The 18,112-nt window shown below is 47.5% G+C and carries 12 protein-coding genes and 1 pseudogene; 6 read left to right on the top strand and 7 right to left on the bottom strand.

The window, feature by feature from the left end:
- Positions 1-278: 278 nt before the first annotated feature.
- Together glgP and ACEW9I_RS02490 are read right to left on the bottom strand one after the other, a co-directional pair.
- Complete coding sequence (gene glgP, locus ACEW9I_RS02495; protein ID WP_373538796.1) at positions 279-2,837, bottom strand: alpha-glucan family phosphorylase; 2,559 nt, start codon at positions 2,835-2,837, stop codon at positions 279-281.
- Positions 2,838-2,872: 35 nt separating this feature from the next.
- Entirely contained in the window at positions 2,873-3,028 is a 156-nt protein-coding gene (locus ACEW9I_RS02490) for a hypothetical protein (RefSeq protein WP_373538795.1), read from the bottom strand.
- A gap of 223 nt (positions 3,029-3,251) precedes the next feature.
- Here ACEW9I_RS02490 and ACEW9I_RS02485 point away from each other — a divergent pair, with 223 nt between their 5' ends.
- Positions 3,252-3,773, top strand: coding sequence for a hypothetical protein (locus ACEW9I_RS02485; RefSeq protein ID WP_373538794.1), 522 nt, complete (start codon positions 3,252-3,254; stop codon positions 3,771-3,773).
- 139 nt (positions 3,774-3,912) lie between these two features.
- Here ACEW9I_RS02485 and ACEW9I_RS02480 read toward each other — a convergent pair whose 3' ends face one another.
- On the bottom strand, positions 3,913-4,350 hold the full coding sequence (locus tag ACEW9I_RS02480) for a peroxiredoxin (RefSeq protein WP_373538793.1): 438 nt from the start codon (positions 4,348-4,350) through the stop codon (positions 3,913-3,915).
- Between the two features lie 179 nt (positions 4,351-4,529).
- Entirely contained in the window at positions 4,530-4,964 is a 435-nt protein-coding gene (locus tag ACEW9I_RS02475) for a hypothetical protein (protein WP_373538792.1), read from the bottom strand.
- Between the two features lie 80 nt (positions 4,965-5,044).
- Here ACEW9I_RS02475 and tmk point away from each other — a divergent pair, with 80 nt between their 5' ends.
- The 5 genes from tmk to ACEW9I_RS02450 all read left to right on the top strand — a co-directional run bounded on the left by tmk (position 5,045) and on the right by ACEW9I_RS02450 (position 12,230).
- Positions 5,045-5,731 (top strand): dTMP kinase, encoded by a 687-nt coding sequence (gene tmk / locus ACEW9I_RS02470; RefSeq protein ID WP_373538791.1) that lies wholly within the window; start codon positions 5,045-5,047, stop codon positions 5,729-5,731.
- Between the two features lie 171 nt (positions 5,732-5,902).
- The gene (locus ACEW9I_RS02465) at positions 5,903-6,868 is read left to right on the top strand and encodes an S-layer homology domain-containing protein (protein ID WP_373538790.1); all 966 of its coding nucleotides are present in this window, start codon (positions 5,903-5,905) and stop codon (positions 6,866-6,868) included.
- A 380-nt stretch (positions 6,869-7,248) separates the two neighbouring features.
- Positions 7,249-8,391 carry an acyltransferase family protein gene (locus ACEW9I_RS02460; RefSeq protein WP_373538824.1) on the top strand — a complete coding sequence of 381 codons (1,143 nt, stop codon included), beginning with the start codon at positions 7,249-7,251 and terminating at the stop codon, positions 8,389-8,391.
- A 132-nt stretch (positions 8,392-8,523) separates the two neighbouring features.
- Positions 8,524-10,947 carry a glycosyltransferase family 39 protein gene (locus ACEW9I_RS02455; RefSeq protein ID WP_373538789.1) on the top strand — a complete coding sequence of 808 codons (2,424 nt, stop codon included), beginning with the start codon at positions 8,524-8,526 and terminating at the stop codon, positions 10,945-10,947.
- A 284-nt stretch (positions 10,948-11,231) separates the two neighbouring features.
- On the top strand, positions 11,232-12,230 hold the full coding sequence (locus tag ACEW9I_RS02450; protein WP_373538788.1) for a pentapeptide repeat-containing protein: 999 nt from the start codon (positions 11,232-11,234) through the stop codon (positions 12,228-12,230).
- Between the two features lie 21 nt (positions 12,231-12,251).
- Here ACEW9I_RS02450 and ACEW9I_RS02445 read toward each other — a convergent pair whose 3' ends face one another.
- The 3 genes and pseudogenes from ACEW9I_RS02445 to ACEW9I_RS02435 all read right to left on the bottom strand — a co-directional run.
- Positions 12,252-13,718 (bottom strand): aminotransferase class I/II-fold pyridoxal phosphate-dependent enzyme, encoded by a 1,467-nt coding sequence (locus tag ACEW9I_RS02445; protein WP_373538787.1) that lies wholly within the window; start codon positions 13,716-13,718, stop codon positions 12,252-12,254.
- A gap of 143 nt (positions 13,719-13,861) precedes the next feature.
- Positions 13,862-17,188: a phycobilisome rod-core linker polypeptide gene (locus ACEW9I_RS02440; RefSeq protein WP_373538786.1), complete on the bottom strand. Its 3,327-nt coding sequence runs from the start codon at positions 17,186-17,188 to the stop codon at positions 13,862-13,864.
- Positions 17,189-17,722: 534 nt separating this feature from the next.
- Positions 17,723-17,977, bottom strand: a pseudogene (locus ACEW9I_RS02435) (cupin domain-containing protein); the annotation flags it as partial.
- Positions 17,978-18,112: the final 135 nt, after the last annotated feature.

Here is an 18,112-nt window from a genome sequence, read left to right as displayed (position 1 = left end):
TTGCGCGAACTTGTGGAGCTTGCTTTAGTCGACAAAAGCATTTCCAAATCGGACTTTTGTCCGATCGAGCCTACGGTTTTAATGTTTACCCGCTTACTCAATCTTGACGCTAGTAGATTACGGAAGGTTCCAGGCAAAGTTGTGGGTACTTACTAATATATCTAGGCGTTCTATCTGTCTGCCAGTGTAATTTGGCATAGGTCTATAGACATAGAAAAAGGGGCTAGGGAGCCAAAATCTCTGCCCTAACCCCTATTCCCTAATTGCTCTTGCTTATGTTAAGCCCATTGAATCAATCCCAATTCATAAGGATTACTCAGATGTGCGTTGTGCGGCAGGACGCGCAGAGACAAGCCTTGTAAGCCGCTAGCGGAGTAAGCGATCTCACTGGTGTACAGACTATTACCAGCATTGTCTCGACCTTGGTAGGTCATCACAGCGGTGTCTGCGTTGGTAATTTTACCATTGGTGTCTACGGCACCTTTGTACAACTCCACCTGAACATCATGCGGTTCCAAGTCACCCAACGCAATCAAACTCTTGACGGAGATCGATTGATTGACATTGATATCTTCTGGAGCGGAGACATCGACGGTATGGATTTTGAGATGTCCCCAATGTTTGAGCATCTTTTCTTTCCAGTGGGCGAGATCTTTACCTGCTTGGTATTGGTCGCCAGTGACTACTTGGTGACGATCGCTAGCTGGGAAGTAGCCGATCGTAGCGTAGTCGCGCAGCATCCGAGCGGTATTAAAGGTCGGACAATTGAGCCGGATGGCATCTTTCATCTTGGCAATCCATTTGCGTGGAAGGCCTTCTTTATCGCGATCGTAGAATAGGGGGACGATTTCTTGTTCCAAGAGGTCGTAGAAGGCATTGGCTTCGACTTCATCTTGGTACGCTTCATCGGAGTACAGCTCCCCATGTCCGATCGGCCAACCTGTCCGTACGTAGTCGGCTTCATCCCACCAACCATCGAGGATACTCAGGTTGGGCAATCCATTCATCGCGGCTTTCATCCCACTAGTACCAGAGGCTTCATGGGGACGACGCGGCGTATTTAGCCAGATGTCGCAACCAGCGACCATCACGCGCGAGACATAGATATCATAGTCGGGGACAAATACGACAGAGGTCATCCCTTCAGTGCGGGTGAAGTGGACGATATCGCGAATCAGGGCTTTGCCTGGGATATCCTTGGGGTGAGCTTTACCAGCGATCACAAATTGTACTTTCCGCCCTTTATCCCCTACCATGATCTGTTTGATCCGATCGAGATTCCGCAGGAATAGTGTCGCGCGCTTATAAGTGGCAAATCGGCGGGCAAAGCCGATCGTCAGAACGCCTGGATCGAGTGCTTCTTGAGCGCGGTTGATTTCACCGAGTGTCGCGCCACGTTCTTTGAGATGGCCGACAATCCGATCGCGTACGTAGACGACCATTTCCGAGCGACTATGTTCGTGATTGCGCCAGAGTTCATCGTCAGGAATGGCATCGATTTTGTTCCAGATCGGGTCTTCGATCGATTTTTCCGACCATTCTGGCCCTAAGTAGCGATCGTATAGTTCCTGCACAGATTTGGCTACACAACTGCGGGCGTGGACGCCATTGGTGACTGACGTAATCGGCACTTCATCAATGGGTACATCCTTCCACATATTTTGGAACATTTCCCGCGAGACAACGCCATGCAGCTTCGCTACACCGTTGACAAAGCTCGAAGTTTTCATCGCTAGAGCTGCCATGCTAAACGGCGAATCCAGATCCGCAACATTTTCGCGTCCCAAGCCCATGAAGTCATCCTTGTCCAGCCCATAGACATCAGCATAATGTCCGACATAGTACATCGTCTTGTCTGGGGGGAACAGATCGAATCCTGCACTCACAGGCGTATGTGTCGTAAAAATCTGCGTAGATTGGGCGACTTGCTTGGCCTCGACAAATGACAACTTGTCTTGCTGCATCAGTACGCGCATGTGTTCGAGGATCAGAAAGCCAGAGTGCCCTTCATTCATATGATAGACGGTCGGCTTGTGCCCTAGAGCCTCTAGGGCACGGAAGCCGCCGATGCCCAACATGATTTCCTGATGAATCCGCGTATCGAGATCGCCACCATATAGAGCATCGGTAATATCTTGATCGTAGGGGCTATTTGGCTCGATATTGGTATCCAATAGATACAGGGGTACGACACCCACTTGCACGCGCCAAACTCGGGCATATACCATTCGCCCTGGGTACTCTACCGCTACCCGTAGCTCGGTACCATCAGGTTTGCGCTCTAGCTGGACGGGGATATTATGAAAATCGTTAATTGGATAACGTTCCTGTTGCCAGCCTTCGGCATTGAGATACTGGGCAAAATATCCTTTTTGATATAGAAGTCCTACTGCAACTAGGGGTAACCCCAAGTCACTGGCAGATTTGAGATGATCTCCAGCCAGTACGCCCAAGCCACCTGAATAGATCGGCAGACAGTCTACCAATCCAAATTCGGCACAAAAGTATGCAAAGCATTCTTTGTTCGGGGTGTTCGCACGTTGCTGTTTGTACCAACTGCGATCGTGTAGATAGGCGTTGAGTTCTCCCATCGCCCGTTCCATGTGTGCTAGGAACCCATCATCAGTCGCAACTTCTTGCAAGCGAGACTGACTGACTCTAGCTAGGAGGGCGACTGGATTGTGACGGGTAGATTCCCACAAATCCCGATCGAGTCTTCTGAATAGTTCCTTAATCTCCGTATTCCAATCCCAGTACAGATTGTAAGCAAGCTGCCTTAGGGGTTCGAGGGAGGCTGGTAGGGACGGAGAAACGTTGAATGTACGTATCGGCTGCATCAATAAACTTCCTCGGCAATTAATTCCTCAATCTCTTATTGTGACCTACCGTGGTCGATCGGCACAATTTTCTCCACAATGTCTTTACAAGCGGGGGGTTTGCGTCTTACGCCGTTGCGCCCTGCGGATCTAAATAGATCGACATCATCGGTAACTTTAGCAGTTGTCGCTGCGATCGAGTAGATATCCAATCAAAGTCGATCTACCGATCGAGCAATACATTGCTAATTTTAGCCAATGATAGCAATTCCTTCTGTCTAAATGGGTACAAATAAGAGAACACAGTTGTCATGAATTTGTCTGCTGAGATCGCTCGGACATCAACACTTTTGTCATAGATCTAGCTGAAGCCAAAAGGCGGAAGCTAGACTCAACTGCCCCGATTGCCAGAGTAAACAGATTAGAATAATCATCATGCTAAGACGCACAGCTCTCACCCAGACACATTGCCCGAACGCCAGCAAACATTTGGCGGCGGTTATATTTCTCAGTGCTATCTGGATTTCCTTAGATGCTCAGTCTCCAGCTCGCGGCTTTAACTTGGAATTGCCAGTGGTAAATCCCACGGCGATCGAGTCCTCAGCTCGGCATCCCCAAATTCTAGCTCAGAATCTAGCGGGTAACACCAGCAATGCTGATGTTAATAAAGATTTAAGATTACAAGATATCTCCATCACTCGAACTAGTTCGGATAAATCGCTACTCACCGTCACAGGCTCGATCGAGAATCGGAGCGATCGGACTCACTATGTTTACTACGTTGTCGCTAAGTTCATTGCCAAAGATGTCTCGATCAAACAAGCGATAATTCCGCTAAACATTGATATCGAGCCTGGTAAATCTAAGCCATTTACGCACGAAATCTCCGCAGATCGGATCGATTCGATCGCTCCAGAATCCGTCAAACCGATGGTGGTTAAGTACGAGTACCGATAGGTTGAATGAAGGGTTATACAGTTGACAGTTGACAGTTGACAGCGAAGTCATTATGAACGGCTAAATCGTAGGGTGCGTTAGCGCAAGCGCGATCGTACCAGATCTAGATGGTGGGGAGTGCCCACCCTCCGAGATGTCCCTAGTAACCTAAAGCCTTGAGGATATCGGTAGCGTGAGTGTCGGTTTTGACACTGGCATCCACATGGACGATGTTACCAGTCCCATCGATCGCATAGGTGACACGTTTGGCGTAGCCACCACCATCGACATCATAAGCCGCAATGAGTGAGCCAGTAGTATCGGCGAGGAGTGGGAAAGGGAGATCGAACTTCTCAGTGAAGGCTTGGTGATCGGATTCACTATCTTTGCTCACGCCCAAAATCACAATGCCTTTATCTTGGTACACACTGTAGTTATCACGAAAACTGCAAGCTTGCTTGGTACAGCCTGGGGTATCGTCTTTGGGATAGAAATACATGACAACTTGCTTGCCAGCCAACCCAGCCAGAGTTACTACATTGCCATTAGTATCTTTAACGTTAAAATCAGGAGCCTTTGTGCCTACAGCCAGAGCCATCTAATAATTTTCCTATTAATGTAAGATTGATATCACAACTAACTGTAAACGGAATGATCTCGTTTTTCAATAGCAGTCACAAAATACTACTGGTATAAATATCGAGCTGAAGCGGTCGGGGTTTAAGAAATTGCTGTCGCTGACGGGTAAAATTGGCAGTTGTCAGACTGGAATCGAACTTAATTCAAAATGGCACTACGCGCAGCGGCGATTGGTGATGTGACTGACTCTGCCGCCGAGGAAGCGATCGCTTTGGTAAATGGTGAGTTTGATTGTAAGCTATTGAGAGGTTGCCACTCATCCTCATGGGCAATAGTCAACCGCAACAGATCGAAAACTTGACGGCAATGGTTGTTGGCGTTGAGTGGTAATTCCTCATTCTTGAGCACAAAGCTGAGCTTGACAGCCGCGTCTGTGGCATTGGTAGTATCAATGAGTACTTCTGCTGTAACTAGTCGTGTAAATGAGACTCGACCAGGAATCTCGCGCGCCATGAGATAATCTTCGAGATCGTAGATCGGTTCTAGACCGCAAGCTGCTAATATTTTTCGGAGTGGAGAGCGCACATGCTGTGGTGAAAGGTTGACCAAAAAATCGCAAACATAACGAGACATAGTGAGTAATTTTTAAAAACTAAAGTTGAGGAAACTGCAAATTATTTTGACATATTATCAGACTTACTCACTTATTTATAGTGAATATCTATCCGATTGGTGGGGAAATGAGCGGTAAATTTATTGTATTTGAAGGGGTTGAAGGAGCGGGTAAAACGACCCAAATTCAGCAGACAGCAACTTGGCTCCAAGGCAGGTGTAGCCAGGATCGATCGATAATTACTACCCGCGAACCAGGGGGGACAAAATTGGGGCTAAAGATTCGCCAGATCCTGCTAGAGGAGTCGGACAGTTGGGTAAGTAATCGAACCGAATTATTGCTTTACGGTGCCGATCGCGCCCAGCATGTCGCAGCAGTAATCCAGCCCCAACTCGATCGCGGCAATATTGTCTTGTGCGATCGCTTTACCGATTCGACGATCGCTTATCAGGGCTATGGACGTGGGTTCGATCGATCTGAGATCGATAAAGTCAATCACTTAGCGACAGGTGGATTGCAGAGCGATCTGACTTTCTGGCTCGATCTGGATGTCACGATCGGGTTGCAGCGAGTTGGCGGGCGCGGCAAACCCGATCGGATCGAACAGGCAAGTGTGGATTTTCATCACCGCGTCAGACAGGGCTATCAAGAGTTAGCAACTAACTATCCAGATCGGATCGTCCGGATCGATGCCGATCGCTCTGAAGCAGCGATTCAGACCGAGATTCAGTCGCTATTAATTCAGGCAAAATGGCTCTGGACTGAAACAACACCGATCGAGGACTAGCAATTCAATGTTTTGGTAAAGAAAGACAATTAATGCGATAATTCTAACTAAAATCATCTCAAATTTTAGTGATTTAATCAACTTTTGAACGATCGCTAACTCTGTGAATCGCCAGTAAAGAGCGGATGTATATCTGTTGCATTAGCTAAATCTCGTACCCAGGTAAAAAATATGACTAATTCACCACCGCCTACTCCCAATCCAAACCGCCGTCGCCGCTTGACTGCGGATGAATTAATCGCGATCGGTGTTGCCCTTGCCGGAATTGGGACGGTGTTTTTCTGGGGAATCGGTCAAAAGTATCAGCCGATGTTCGAGCGCAGCATTGCTAGTCTGGGTGGTGACAATACCATTAACCGTCAAACTGGGGCGATCGGCGGTAAGACTGGCAGCAATGAACCAGGGCGACAACCGATCGAGAGTATCGCCCGCGACAGGCAGAATCCAGCTCCGACGACAATCGTCAGTCCACCCCCAACTATCCAAACCGAAGTTCCGGCAGCTCCCGTGCAGACAGCTCCAGGTGTGACTACTCCCGCGATCGTGCCAGTACCAGTACCCATCGCCACAACACCAGTATTTACCGATGTCCCCCAGCAGTTTTGGGGTGCAACTTATATCACCGAACTGCGAAAGCGGGGTATCCTCGACGACTTCGGTAGCGATCGATTCGATCCGAGCAAGCAGATTACGAGAGGGGAGTACGCCAAAATGCTCGATCGAGCCTTTGCCGATCGACCAACCACCGCCACAGCCGTCAACTTCAACGATATTCCCGCCGATTATCCCCGCAAAGAAGCGGTAGACAAATCGGTACAACTAGGGTTCATGGCGGGCTATTCACCCACAAAATTTGCCCCCAACCAATCGATTCCGCGCTATCAGTTGCAGATTTCCCTCGCCAAAGGATTGCAACTTCCCATCCCGACTAGTGCCGAGCAGGTATTGAGCAAATTCCCCGATGCTGCTCAAATGCCCACCTACGCGCGCGAAAAAATGGCAGCCGCAGTAGATTCAGGATTGACAATCAAAGATGGCACCGCAGATCGGCTCAAGCCCGCCCAAAATGCCACCCGCGCCGATGCCGCAGCTCTGATCTATGAAGCATTGGTAAAAGAAGGAAAAATCAAAAATTAGTCAGACTTCGTTGTCGATGGGCGTAATCGCCGAGTTACAGCCCGATCTATTGGCGAGATCTGCCCAAGCTGAGTGGGGAGTATTGGCTGCTGCTGACGGTGGCGATTTTCTCTAATCTCGGTAATTCCAGTGCTGCTTTTCTGTTGATGCGATCGGTCGAAATTAGCATTTCACCTAGCCCTTATTTAACATCAGTTTGGGTTGAGGACATTTACTTGATTCCAGTATCACCAACGATTAAAATCGTCGCTTGTGCTGCAAAGTCCGCCCGAGCGGACTAACTAATTAGTCCGCGCAGGCGGACTTAGTATTGTTAGCCGAGACTTCAGTCTCCAGGCAACTCTTATCCCAAACTGAGATTATTTATGAACAAATCAACGATGCGTTTAACCTCATTGGATGTCTTTCGGGGGTTAACCATGATGATGATGATTTTGGTGAATATGGCTAGTCTTCCTGACGAGGGCGCAAAATATCTATGGCTCGATCATGCTGCTTGGCATGGCTACACGATCGCCGATGTGGTTTTTCCATTTTTCCTCTATATTATCGGCGTGTCGATGGCTTTTTCGTTTGCCAAATATACAAGTGGAGATGTGCCAATAACCAAGCAGGTTTACTGGCAAATCATCCGCAGGAGCGCGATCTTAGTTGGATTGGGTTTATTGTTAAATAATTTAGTATGGAATTATCACCTCACCGATCCCAAATTTTTTGCCAACCTCGAAAACTTGCGAATCATGGGCGTATTGCAGCGGATTGGAATTGCTTTTTTCTTGGCTGCGATCGCAGTTTTAGTTCTGAAGCAACGAGGATTATGGATATTGGCGATCGCGATTTTGGTTGGATATTGGCTAGTTTTGGCTTTTATTCCCGCTTTAGATAATGGCGATGGCGTATTTAGCAAAGCAGGTAACTTTGGAGCTTATATCGATCGATTAATTATTACGCCAGCACATTTACATAAAGGTTCTCAAAATCTCAGCGATCCAGAAGGGTTATTTAGTACTTTACCCGCGATTGTCAATATCTTATTTGGCTATCTAACTGGCATGTGGTTGAAACGGCAGCCTGTAGCGACTCGTACTAGTATCAATCTGTTGATGTTTGGATTGGCGGCTGTAGTAATTGGGTTGGTTTGGAATGGATTTTTCCCAATTAACAAGAAACTGTGGACGAGTTCGTTTGTGATGTTTACAACTGGCTGGAGTTTAATGACGTTGGCTGGCTGTTATGAATTGGTAGATGTCCGTAAATATCGGCGGTGGTTCAAACCATTTGAAATTATGGGTTTGAATGCTATTTTTATTTATGTTGCTTCGATCGTGTTAATTAAGCTGCTAATGGTAAATAAAATTGGTAGTGAAAAACAAGCTCGATCGATCTATGATTTCGTAAACACTCAGTTATTTGGATGGGCAGGTACACTTAATAGTGGCTTAATATTCGCGATCGCAACTGTCTTACTCTGGTTTGGCGTCTCGTATCTGATGTATCGTCAACGCTGGTTTTTAAAAATTTAGCGATCGATGTAACTAAATCACATCCAGTGAGTCTGAGGTGGAGATATGAGGATGATGTCAGCTTGAATATCATCAAGGTAATGTTTATCTATTTATTAATAAATAAATAGGGCGATCGTTTAAGATATTGTTATGACAAAACAACTTTTCAACATCAAGCTAAATTCAGAGCGATCGATCCTCGCTGCAATTATAGCGATCGCGATTACTATTCAGCTAACTTGGTTGATACTCGATCGATCTATGCCGACTTGGGATGATGCTTCTCATTTGACTAATGCACTCAATTACCATAGAGTTATTAGTCATGCTCATCTATTTTTAGCTGATTGGTGGCACGAACTCTGGGCACAATCACCCTCATATACTGCTCCATTTATTTATATTCTCACGGTTCCATTTTTAGCTATTTTTGGTAAAGCTGTTAATTCAGCAATACTCGTAAATATCCTATTTATTATCATTCTTGTCTTCACAATTTATGCCCTGAGCAAGAGTGCTTTCAATACTCAAATTAGTTTATGGGCATCTGGCTTGGTCTTGATGTTTCCCGCGTTACTCAATGTCCAGACTATGTATCTGCTCGACTATGGAGTTGTGAGCATGTCTTGTTTGACATTTTTGACACTGACACGGTGGAAAGATGCGGATACGCAGCGACAGAGTTGGCAACGGTGCTTGATTTTTGGGATAACATTTGGTTGCTTGATGTTGAGCAAACCTACTGGATTCCTATTTTTACTTGTTCCGATTATTTACTTATTAGGCTCATTTATACGTGCGCGTAACTGGCTGGGAATACTCCAGTTCGGAGTAGTGATAATTATTTCTTGGTCGATTTATGGCAGTTGGTTTAGTCAAAATTGGCTGACAGTAATTACTTCAGCACTGGGAGCCAATGCGATGGGCAAAGCTGAAGGCGATCCTGGTGGCGGTACTTTAGCAGGTTGGCTTTACTATGTCAGGATATTACCAGACTTAATTTCTTTACCGATCCTAATTACGACAACTGGATTTACGCTCCTGTGGATATTTAAAAGACAGCTAATTAGTAATCTGTTCAGAAATCGTCATGCGCTATGGCTGCTCATCTACTGCTGCGGGGGGTACTTTTTTTGTAGTCTCGCAACTAATAAAGATTCGCGATTTATTTTACCAATATTTCCAGTCATCGGGATATTTATAGCGGCTAGTTTCAACTTGTTTCAAACTACCTGGGCAAGCAAATTAAGATGGGTAACAGTGGGAATAACTGGATTCCTCATCTCGCTCAATCTATTTGGAGGAGCTAGAGTAGATAATATCCTGAAAATTCCCTATATTGGCTATAATTTAATTCATCGGATCGAACTCAAATCATTTCCACACCACCAAATCATTCAAGAGATCGTCAAGGAGCAACCGTATCTGCGATCGACTATTGGCGTACTAGCATCTAGTCCCGATCTCAATGCCGAAAACTTAAACTTATACGGCTCCTTGGCAGATTTCCAGGTATATGCTCGGTATTTTGTCAATAGTACTACTGACAAACCAGCTCTCATCGAGAAAGATCTCAAATCGCTCAATTGGTATATTACCAAAACTGGGAATAATGGCTATATCAATCCGAAAATATTACCAGCGATCGAGCAAAACCCCCAAGCTCAACTAGAGCAGACGTGGCAAATGCCCGATCGCAGTATCGTTAAGTTGTACAAGCGAAAAAATCTGCCAATTTCAGTCGCACCTTTGACAGCAAATATCCAGAAAATACAATTGGAGAAAATTACGATCTCCCCATCTGCCGAGCTAGGAGTCAATACGACTTATCAACTTAGCGGCGATCGCGACTCACTGCAACATGGGTTATTGTTACTAACATGGCAGAGTGCAGATCGTACCTGGCAGCACGATCGCGCGATCGGATTGGGCAACTTATATTTACAGCATTCAGATATTCACAGTTTTCGCGTAACTGAAAATTCAGTGATGCTCCCACCAGTCAAGTTGCCACTAGCAGCATACCAACTCACCGCCACTTATCTCGATCGCCAAACTGGAAAGACATTCCCATTATCAGTACCCAAAATCGAAGTGCGATCGACAGCAACCAATCTATTCGAGCCAGATCCAATTGCTAAACTCCAACAGTTAAGTAAGTTATTTGCTCAAGGTAAAATCGATTCAGTATTTAGTCAACTGAATACCTTGAACCAATACGATCCGACCCAGAATTATTTAATTCAAGCACAACAAGCCCTCAACTATCGGATCGCACGCGGCGAATCGCAGTTGGATCTTAAATACACCCTCGCGCTCACTCAAGTCTTGCAGCGTCAGATCGCACCATTGCTGAGTACATTGACAACCATCTCCCACCAAGATCCCCACAACCCTCATGCTTGGATGTACTTGGGCGTTGTCAGACTGTATAATTGGCAACCACAAGCCGCTGAAACCGCCTTTGAGATGGCAGAGCGACTACCATCGCCACCGCCGGAATTAGCCACGCTCAAGCTAGTTTCAGCCTTATTCCGCTTCAATCTGTTCGAGGTATGGCAACGATGGAAATAGTTGATAGGTGTAGGGTGGGCACTGCCCACCACAAGGGTTTCAGTCACGCCAGTAGGGTGGGCACTGCCCACCACAAAGGTTTCAGGCGCAATTGATGTTCCGAATCATTTTACCAACCTATTTACTCGAAGTAGTCGATCGCGCTCATATTACACCAGAACTATGACAGTGGTGAAGTCTTGCTAGCAACCGAGCGTAGTCTGATAATCTCGATCGAACAGTAACAAAGATCGTAAATGCGGGAACAATAAGCAAGACATCATCAACACAGCATTGGCTAACTTATGGATGCGGACGAACTATTGTGGCGATATCGTGGTGGCGAACGGGATTTTACCGCAGTCGATCTGAGTGGATTTAGTTTAGTCTCTCAAGACTTGATCGATATCATCCTCAACCAAGCCGATTTACGCAAAAGCAATCTCACTTTCGCCTATCTCAATCGCGCCCAGCTAGTCAAGAGTAACCTCTCTAGCTGTAAGCTAGGCGGCACGACACTGATCGGTGCCGATCTCCAAGGTGCCAATCTGCGGGATGCCGATCTGCATGGAGCCAGTCTCCAATCTGCCGATTTTCGGGGGGCAGATATGACATGGGTAAATCTCCTCGATGCCAATCTGATGGATGCTGACTTGCGAAATGTCAACCTCAGTGGTGCCAATCTCAGCGGTGCTTGTTTGCGCGCCGCCAATTTTCGAGAAGAAAAACGGAGCTATAGTTCCAATCTCCGCAGTGCCAAACTCTGTCGCGCCGATCTCCGCAACGCGAACATGGCAGGAGCGAATTTATCAAAAGTCGATCTCAGCTATGCCAACCTGACAGAAGCAAACTTGAAGGGAGTAGATCTCACTGGCGCAAATTTGACAGGTGCCAAATTGAATAATGCGATCCTTACCGAAGCAAATTTGCACGAAGCACATCTACCACACGCAGATCTATCTCTAGCCAAACTCGAACGGGCGATCTTGACAGCCTGTGATATGACTGGGGCAAACCTCAGTAAAGCGATCATGTCCAAAGTCAAGTTGGCAAATACTAACTTGAGCTATGCCAATCTGACTGATGCGCGGATGCACCATGCCGATCTTACGCGGACGATTTTGTGCTACTCCACCATGATTAATGTCGAATTGATCGAGGCACATCTAGCCAAAACCGATCTGGAAGATGCCAATCTAACAGGTGCCAATCTCATGCGTGCTGAGATGAGCAGTGCCAGTACGATCGGTACGATCCTCATTGGTGCGAAGATGCCTGATGGTAGGATCTATGCAAATGTGTAAAGTTGCCAGCCGTTTTTTGACTTAACGATCGACTACTTTAATAGTCGCTAAATCTGGATCGCTACAACCGACAATTTCACCACCAAAGTCGAGCACCTGCCGCAAGTAATCCAGAGCCTCAATGGCGATCGTTTCACCAGGCACTAGGACTGGAATTCCTGGCGGATAAGGACAGATCGATTCAGCACTGATTTTACCGATCGCGTCCTCGATCGACACACTAGTATGACGCGATCGATCGGCTTGGCGCGGTGTCATTGCCATCTTTGTAAGCAGTCGAGCTGGTGGATCGATCGATCGTAATTTAAGTGGTTGGGAATTGGCATAATTTGCAGCTAGTTGGGTAAATGCGGCTACTAAGCGATCGATATCTGCTGATGTATTGCCCAGGCTAATAATAAATGTCAAATGTCGCAGCGAAGGTAATTCGGCGACGACTCCCAACTGCTCGGTCAAAATTTCATCGGCGGCAAATCCAGTCAGATTTAAACCCGTTACTGTCACCGTTAGACGCGTCGGATCGAGATATTTGGAGCCGGAAGTGGGCGTGTCTAATTCCATCACCGCTAGTCGGTCGATCTGCGCGATTTGCGATCGAGCACTTGTGGCTAACTCGATGGTTCGAGACATCAACTCTTCACCATCCACTGCCATTTGTTGACGCGCAGCATCGAGGGACGCTAGTAGCAAATAGCTCGGACTAGTTGTTTGAATTAGCCGTAAAGATCGACTGAGACGATCGCGATCGATCCGGTGACTGTTGACATGTAGCATCGCTGATTGGGTCAACGCACCTAATAACTTGTGTGTTGATTGGATCGCTAGATCTGCACCCATCGTCACTGCCGCAGGTGGTAGATCGGCATGAAAACCAAAATGCGCTCCATGAGCCTCATCTACTAGCAACGGCAAATCATAACTGTGGACGATCTCCGCAATGGCTGCCAGATCGCCACCTACGCCGTAATAAGTCGGATAGACCATCATCACAGCTTTGGCGTCGGGGTGCTGCTGGAGGGCAAATTTAACCGACTCTGGCGTAATGCTGTGAGTGATATCCACGGCTCGATCGTATTCTGGATCGATAAAAATCGGCACTGCACCCGCATGAATGATGCCGGAAATGGCGGAAGAATGGATATTGCGCGGCAAAATAATCTTTTCCCCTTCCCCACAAGTCGCCAAAATTGCGGCGATGACTCCAGCAGTCGAACCATTGACCAAAAACCAGGTCTGTTGTGCGCCAAATACTTCGGCGGCGAGAACTTGGGCAGCGGCGATGATGCCTGAGGGAGCGTGGAGATTGTCCAATCCTGGCAGTTCTGGCAAATCCCAGCCAAACACCTGCGTGCCCCAATCATTTTTTAACAGCGGATTCATCCCGCTACCGCGCTTATGTCCTGGGGTATAAAAAGGCGCGTGGTATTTAGATATCCACTCTTGCAGTGCATCGACAATCGGGGTTTCAAATTGGTTCAGGACGTACATTGTTGGAGCTAATCTGTCATTTATTCAATTTAATTTGGGATCGATCCAGCCCAAACACACCTGGAGAGAAAAGGACAGGCAAGAAATTCATCTTACCTGTCCTCTGTGGCGATCGCATCGATCGATCTATTCAATCCAGCTTGCTAGTTGCCTGCGGGTAAAGAAGGCGAACGATGGTAAGGCACTACATCAACACCAAAATAGCGGGCATATTCCACACTATCGACCATCAGATTTACCGCTGCGGTGAAACCACGTTCGGCGATAACTCGCTGGTAATCAGCGATCTCTGCTGAGTTTAGCGGTGCGCGACCCAAGAGGTGACGGAATAAAAATTCGATCGCCTTATGATTGGGATATGGAGTGTAGAACCGATCGATATAAGCGTCGGAGCTGGCAAGAGTAGTGACAAATTCGCGGGTGGTGATGACACCATTGCAGATTTTGCTTTCTAAGTCCAGACGGCGGAACTGTTCGGGAATTTGACCGTTACTGATGTCCATCACTTGGATGTATAAAGCTGCGATCCCCAGTGTCGCTTCTGCTTCGCTCGTACTCGCGTCGATCCGAAAAATTCGGGCTGACTCGCGGGTGATATTGGCGGTGGTAGCCACGGTAGCCTCGCTCATCGTCAAACTAGAAGAGCGACCCAACGACACTAGCTCAGGCTCCTTCTGAAGGGCAGCAGCGGCGTTATTATCCGCGATCGCTTTACCAGTCATCGGGAGTTTCGCCATATCCATCCGGGGTTTGATGGTATCAAAACTCGGCACGACCACTTGCTTATCCTGTTTGGTGAGTTTGTTGTACAGGGTTTGAGTATTGGGATAGTTGGCAGCAGGTAGCGTCAGGAAGCGGTTGTAGGGGACTACATCTTCACCAAACACTTGGGAATACTCGGCACCGTTGACCATTGCGCCGATGAAGGCTTTAATCCCTGCGGTCGCGAGGATTTGGTTATATTTACGGATTTCGGCTTGATCTAGGGGCGCACGTCCGAGGAAGTGTTTGGTACCTAGTTCGATCACTTTGGTGTTGGGATAAGGAGTGTAGAACTCTTTGAGGTACAAGCCAGAGCAGCCGAGTCCTTCGATGAACTCTTTGAGGTTGATTTCGGAGTTACCGAGTTTGCTTTCGAGGGCACGGAATTCATTTGCGACGATATAGGGTTCGATATCCCGCTCGAAGACTTGACGATAAGCCGCCCGAATGACAGTTTTGAGCTGGGTTTTGTCACCAGCTTGAGTGAGCTTGAAGGTTTTGGTTTGTTCGCGCTTCTTGGTGACACCTTGATTGACGCGGAACTCGATATCGGGTTGGGAACGGTTGTTTTCGACCGCACCGAGTTCGACAAATCGTGGTGTTGCTTCGGACTTAGCCTCCGTCAAGATCCCGACGCCAGTATCACCGATGCTACCGACGCGGAGATTTTGACCGCTGACACCTGCTGGGGTGAGATAGCGGGTATAAGGCACCATATCCTCATTGAAGCTCTCACTATATTCAGCCGAGTCGATCATCGCATCGACGATCGCGTAGAAGCCTTTTTTGGCAGCGAGATCGAAGTATTTGTTCATCTCTTGACGCCCGTAAGTCGGACGACCGAGTAGACGACGGTGGATGAATTCGATCGCTTTGGTTACATAGAGTTTCGTCCAGTAAGTATTGCGGAATAGGTCGGATTTGGCTAAATCGCGGACAAATTCGCGGACGGAGATATCACCGTTTTCGAGTTTGATTTCCTGGACTTTGAGCCGTTGACCCTCATATACCTCTCGTCCCATCACTTGCAGGTAAATTGCTTTAATTACTGCTTGGGTAGAACTTTCGGTGAATGAAGTACTTACACCTTGGCTAGATTTGGATTTCTTACCAATCCCAGTAAAGCCAGGTAATTGATCCAGTTTGAAGGTTTTGGCTCCCAATGTGCCAGGTGTCATCCCCCTCGCGCCAGGATTGCTGACTTGGTTATTGATGCCAGGGCCTTGCGCGATCAGAATTCGCCGCGTATTCTTGCTAAATGGTGCTGGTGAGTTGCTGGGATTGCGAGTTTCTTTCGGGAAGATCGCCCCAAACTGGATTTCGAGCGGATCGTTGCCCGAACCGTAGACGTGTTGGTCGGGTAATGGCTGCTCGTAAGCCGCAAAGGTAGTGATGAATTGGGGAATCTTGCGGAACGGTGCGCTGTAGTTGAATAAGTCTTGCTGCGGTCCCCAGTTGCGACACTCTTGAGCCTCTTGACCCAAACCTCGGATATAAGGCACGGTTTCTTCGCCGAAGTAGTCTGCATACTCATTGGAGTCTACTAGGGCGTCTACCAGCCCACTCAAGCCCTTAGCAGAGACGATACTGAAGTACTTCTGCACCTCTTCCCGTGAGGAAGGCCCCCGACCCAAAATATGCTTGAAGGCGAGTTCTAGTGCGCGACTGTTGATGTAGGGTTGGAAGAAGTTCTTCTGATACAGGGGCGATTTTGCCAAGCGGCGGACGAATTCCTTCATCGAGATTTCGCCGTTTTTGACTTTTGATTCCAAATCGGAAACCGATAAGCTGTAAGCGCGAGTGATGTCTCGTTCAAAGATTTGGCGATAAGCCGCTTTGATGACATCATTTTTCTCAACTCCCGACAAGCCTGGTTTCATCGCGTACTTGACGCGACGTTCGGCTGCGGCGTTGTAGATCTGGGGCAGCTCTAGCCCCTGTTGGTCGTCAGAGTTCCGTTGGCGCAGTTTGTTGGCTGGCGCAGAGGCTTTGAACTCACCGATCGTCACGTCAAAGTATTGAGTGACGATTTCTAGAGCTTCCTTGTCTTTGGTAAAGTAGCCGATCGAACCAGCGCGCATCTCTTGGAGTGCGACAATGGTTGCAGGTACCGAGCAAGCTTTTTGGATGATTTCTCTCAATCCTCGTACATTCACCGTGATGATGTTGGGATCGCCAGCGACGATCGCATAAGTCACGTAGCGGAGAAACCAACTCATATCCCGTAGCGACTTCTGCATATTTGCAGGCCCGTACAGGGAGATATTGATCGGCTGAAAGCCAGCGGGAATCAGCCCAGCACCACCAGACGCTGTAAACAGGGAGGCAATGTTAGAAAAAAAGTTACCTTTTGTTTCGACGAAGGTGACAGTCCCCAGTGTCGATTCACTCTGCTGGGTGCCACTAGCAAAGGTTCTGGCTACCTTTGGCTCGGCTACTACTGCGGGCTTTTCCAAAAATGCCATCGGCGAACCACCAGTAAAAATCCGGTTAGCCGCACGAGAGACGATCAGCTCAGAATTATCGCTAATAATCTTGGCAATTTCAATCCGCTTTGCTCCAGACTGAAAGTAGCTGTTTAACTCGCTCAGTTCACCCATTGCGGGAAACCGATCTTGCTGTTCCGCTTGCGAAATGGTCGCAACTGGCAGTGTTTGATATAAATTTGGACGGGATAGAGAGCCGCCACCACTTGCCTTAACACTCATTAGATCTTAAATCTCCCAACCGAATATTTTTTTACTGTGTTAAGCCTAATCGAGCTAGCGTTCGGGTTTTGAACTCGCTGGCGTGAGGATGGATTCGGGGATCGGTTGTCAATCCGAGGATTTTCAGCCAAAGATCGCGCCCACTCACATTGTCTACCACTAGGGTAATATCGCTGGTCTAACTCGATCGCAGTTTGAATAATCAAGGCTATTGAGATATCTAGTCTCATTTTCCCTGGAGCTGAAAATTGTCATTAGCAACACCAGGACAGCTTTCAGATTAAAACGTTTCGCTCGTCGCTAACGTGTTTATGAAGAAGTGTGTAGCAATTAAACTATAAATTTGGTCTATCAAAGATCGTAGGGGATTGAGGCGCAAATATTAAAAAAAAGATAAGTTTTGTTACAAGGGACGGGGGACTGGGAGACATGAAAAAAGATGTAAGCGTCCAAATTCACCATCCACCATCCACCATCCTCTACCCTCTGTCTTGATGCGCTTAACCCTCGGGGAACCCTACGTATCGCGCATCGCTACCCTCTACCCTCCACCAGCTCATAACCTGCATCTAGGGGCGAAACGACCGATATAAAAATTAGGGCTTCATCGGCGTTGTTAAATACACCATGTACGGAGCCAGTTGGCGCGATGACGATATCCCCCGTCTCGATCGATTTTGTCGTGCCATCTAGATCGAGATAGTATTCGCCGCGCCCAGCCAAAATCGTCCAGGTGTCTTGTCCCTGGGGATGTCGATGTGCAGGAATCTCTTGCTGTGGCTGGATATACTCACATCTTGCACTAGTATATTAGCTCTACTATTCAAGGGGTTGAAAATATGAGAAAAAGGGCGTGGAAAAACATTGATGAGAACAGTGAACACCATTCTCCCTTACGCCCAATTAATACTCTACACGCTGTTA

Source organism: Chamaesiphon sp., from assembly GCF_041738855.1.
Classification (GTDB): domain Bacteria; phylum Cyanobacteriota; class Cyanobacteriia; order Cyanobacteriales; family Chamaesiphonaceae; genus Chamaesiphon.
Note: the sequence above shows the minus strand (reverse complement) of the source record. Positions and strands in the feature narration are given on the sequence as shown.

Coding starts and splice junctions, on each gene's coding strand:
- glgP (WP_373538796.1), bottom strand. CDS start 2,837: ATGCAGCCGATACGTACATTCAACGTTTCTCCGTCCCTACCAGCCTCC.
- ACEW9I_RS02460 (WP_373538824.1), top strand. CDS start 7,249: ATGCGTTTAACCTCATTGGATGTCTTTCGGGGGTTAACCATGATGATG.
- ACEW9I_RS02480 (WP_373538793.1), bottom strand. CDS start 4,350: ATGGCTCTGGCTGTAGGCACAAAGGCTCCTGATTTTAACGTTAAAGAT.
- ACEW9I_RS02445 (WP_373538787.1), bottom strand. CDS start 13,718: ATGTACGTCCTGAACCAATTTGAAACCCCGATTGTCGATGCACTGCAA.
- ACEW9I_RS02475 (WP_373538792.1), bottom strand. CDS start 4,964: ATGTCTCGTTATGTTTGCGATTTTTTGGTCAACCTTTCACCACAGCAT.
- ACEW9I_RS02455 (WP_373538789.1), top strand. CDS start 8,524: ATGACAAAACAACTTTTCAACATCAAGCTAAATTCAGAGCGATCGATC.
- ACEW9I_RS02465 (WP_373538790.1), top strand. CDS start 5,903: ATGACTAATTCACCACCGCCTACTCCCAATCCAAACCGCCGTCGCCGC.
- ACEW9I_RS02450 (WP_373538788.1), top strand. CDS start 11,232: ATGGATGCGGACGAACTATTGTGGCGATATCGTGGTGGCGAACGGGAT.
- ACEW9I_RS02485 (WP_373538794.1), top strand. CDS start 3,252: ATGCTAAGACGCACAGCTCTCACCCAGACACATTGCCCGAACGCCAGC.
- ACEW9I_RS02440 (WP_373538786.1), bottom strand. CDS start 17,188: ATGAGTGTTAAGGCAAGTGGTGGCGGCTCTCTATCCCGTCCAAATTTA.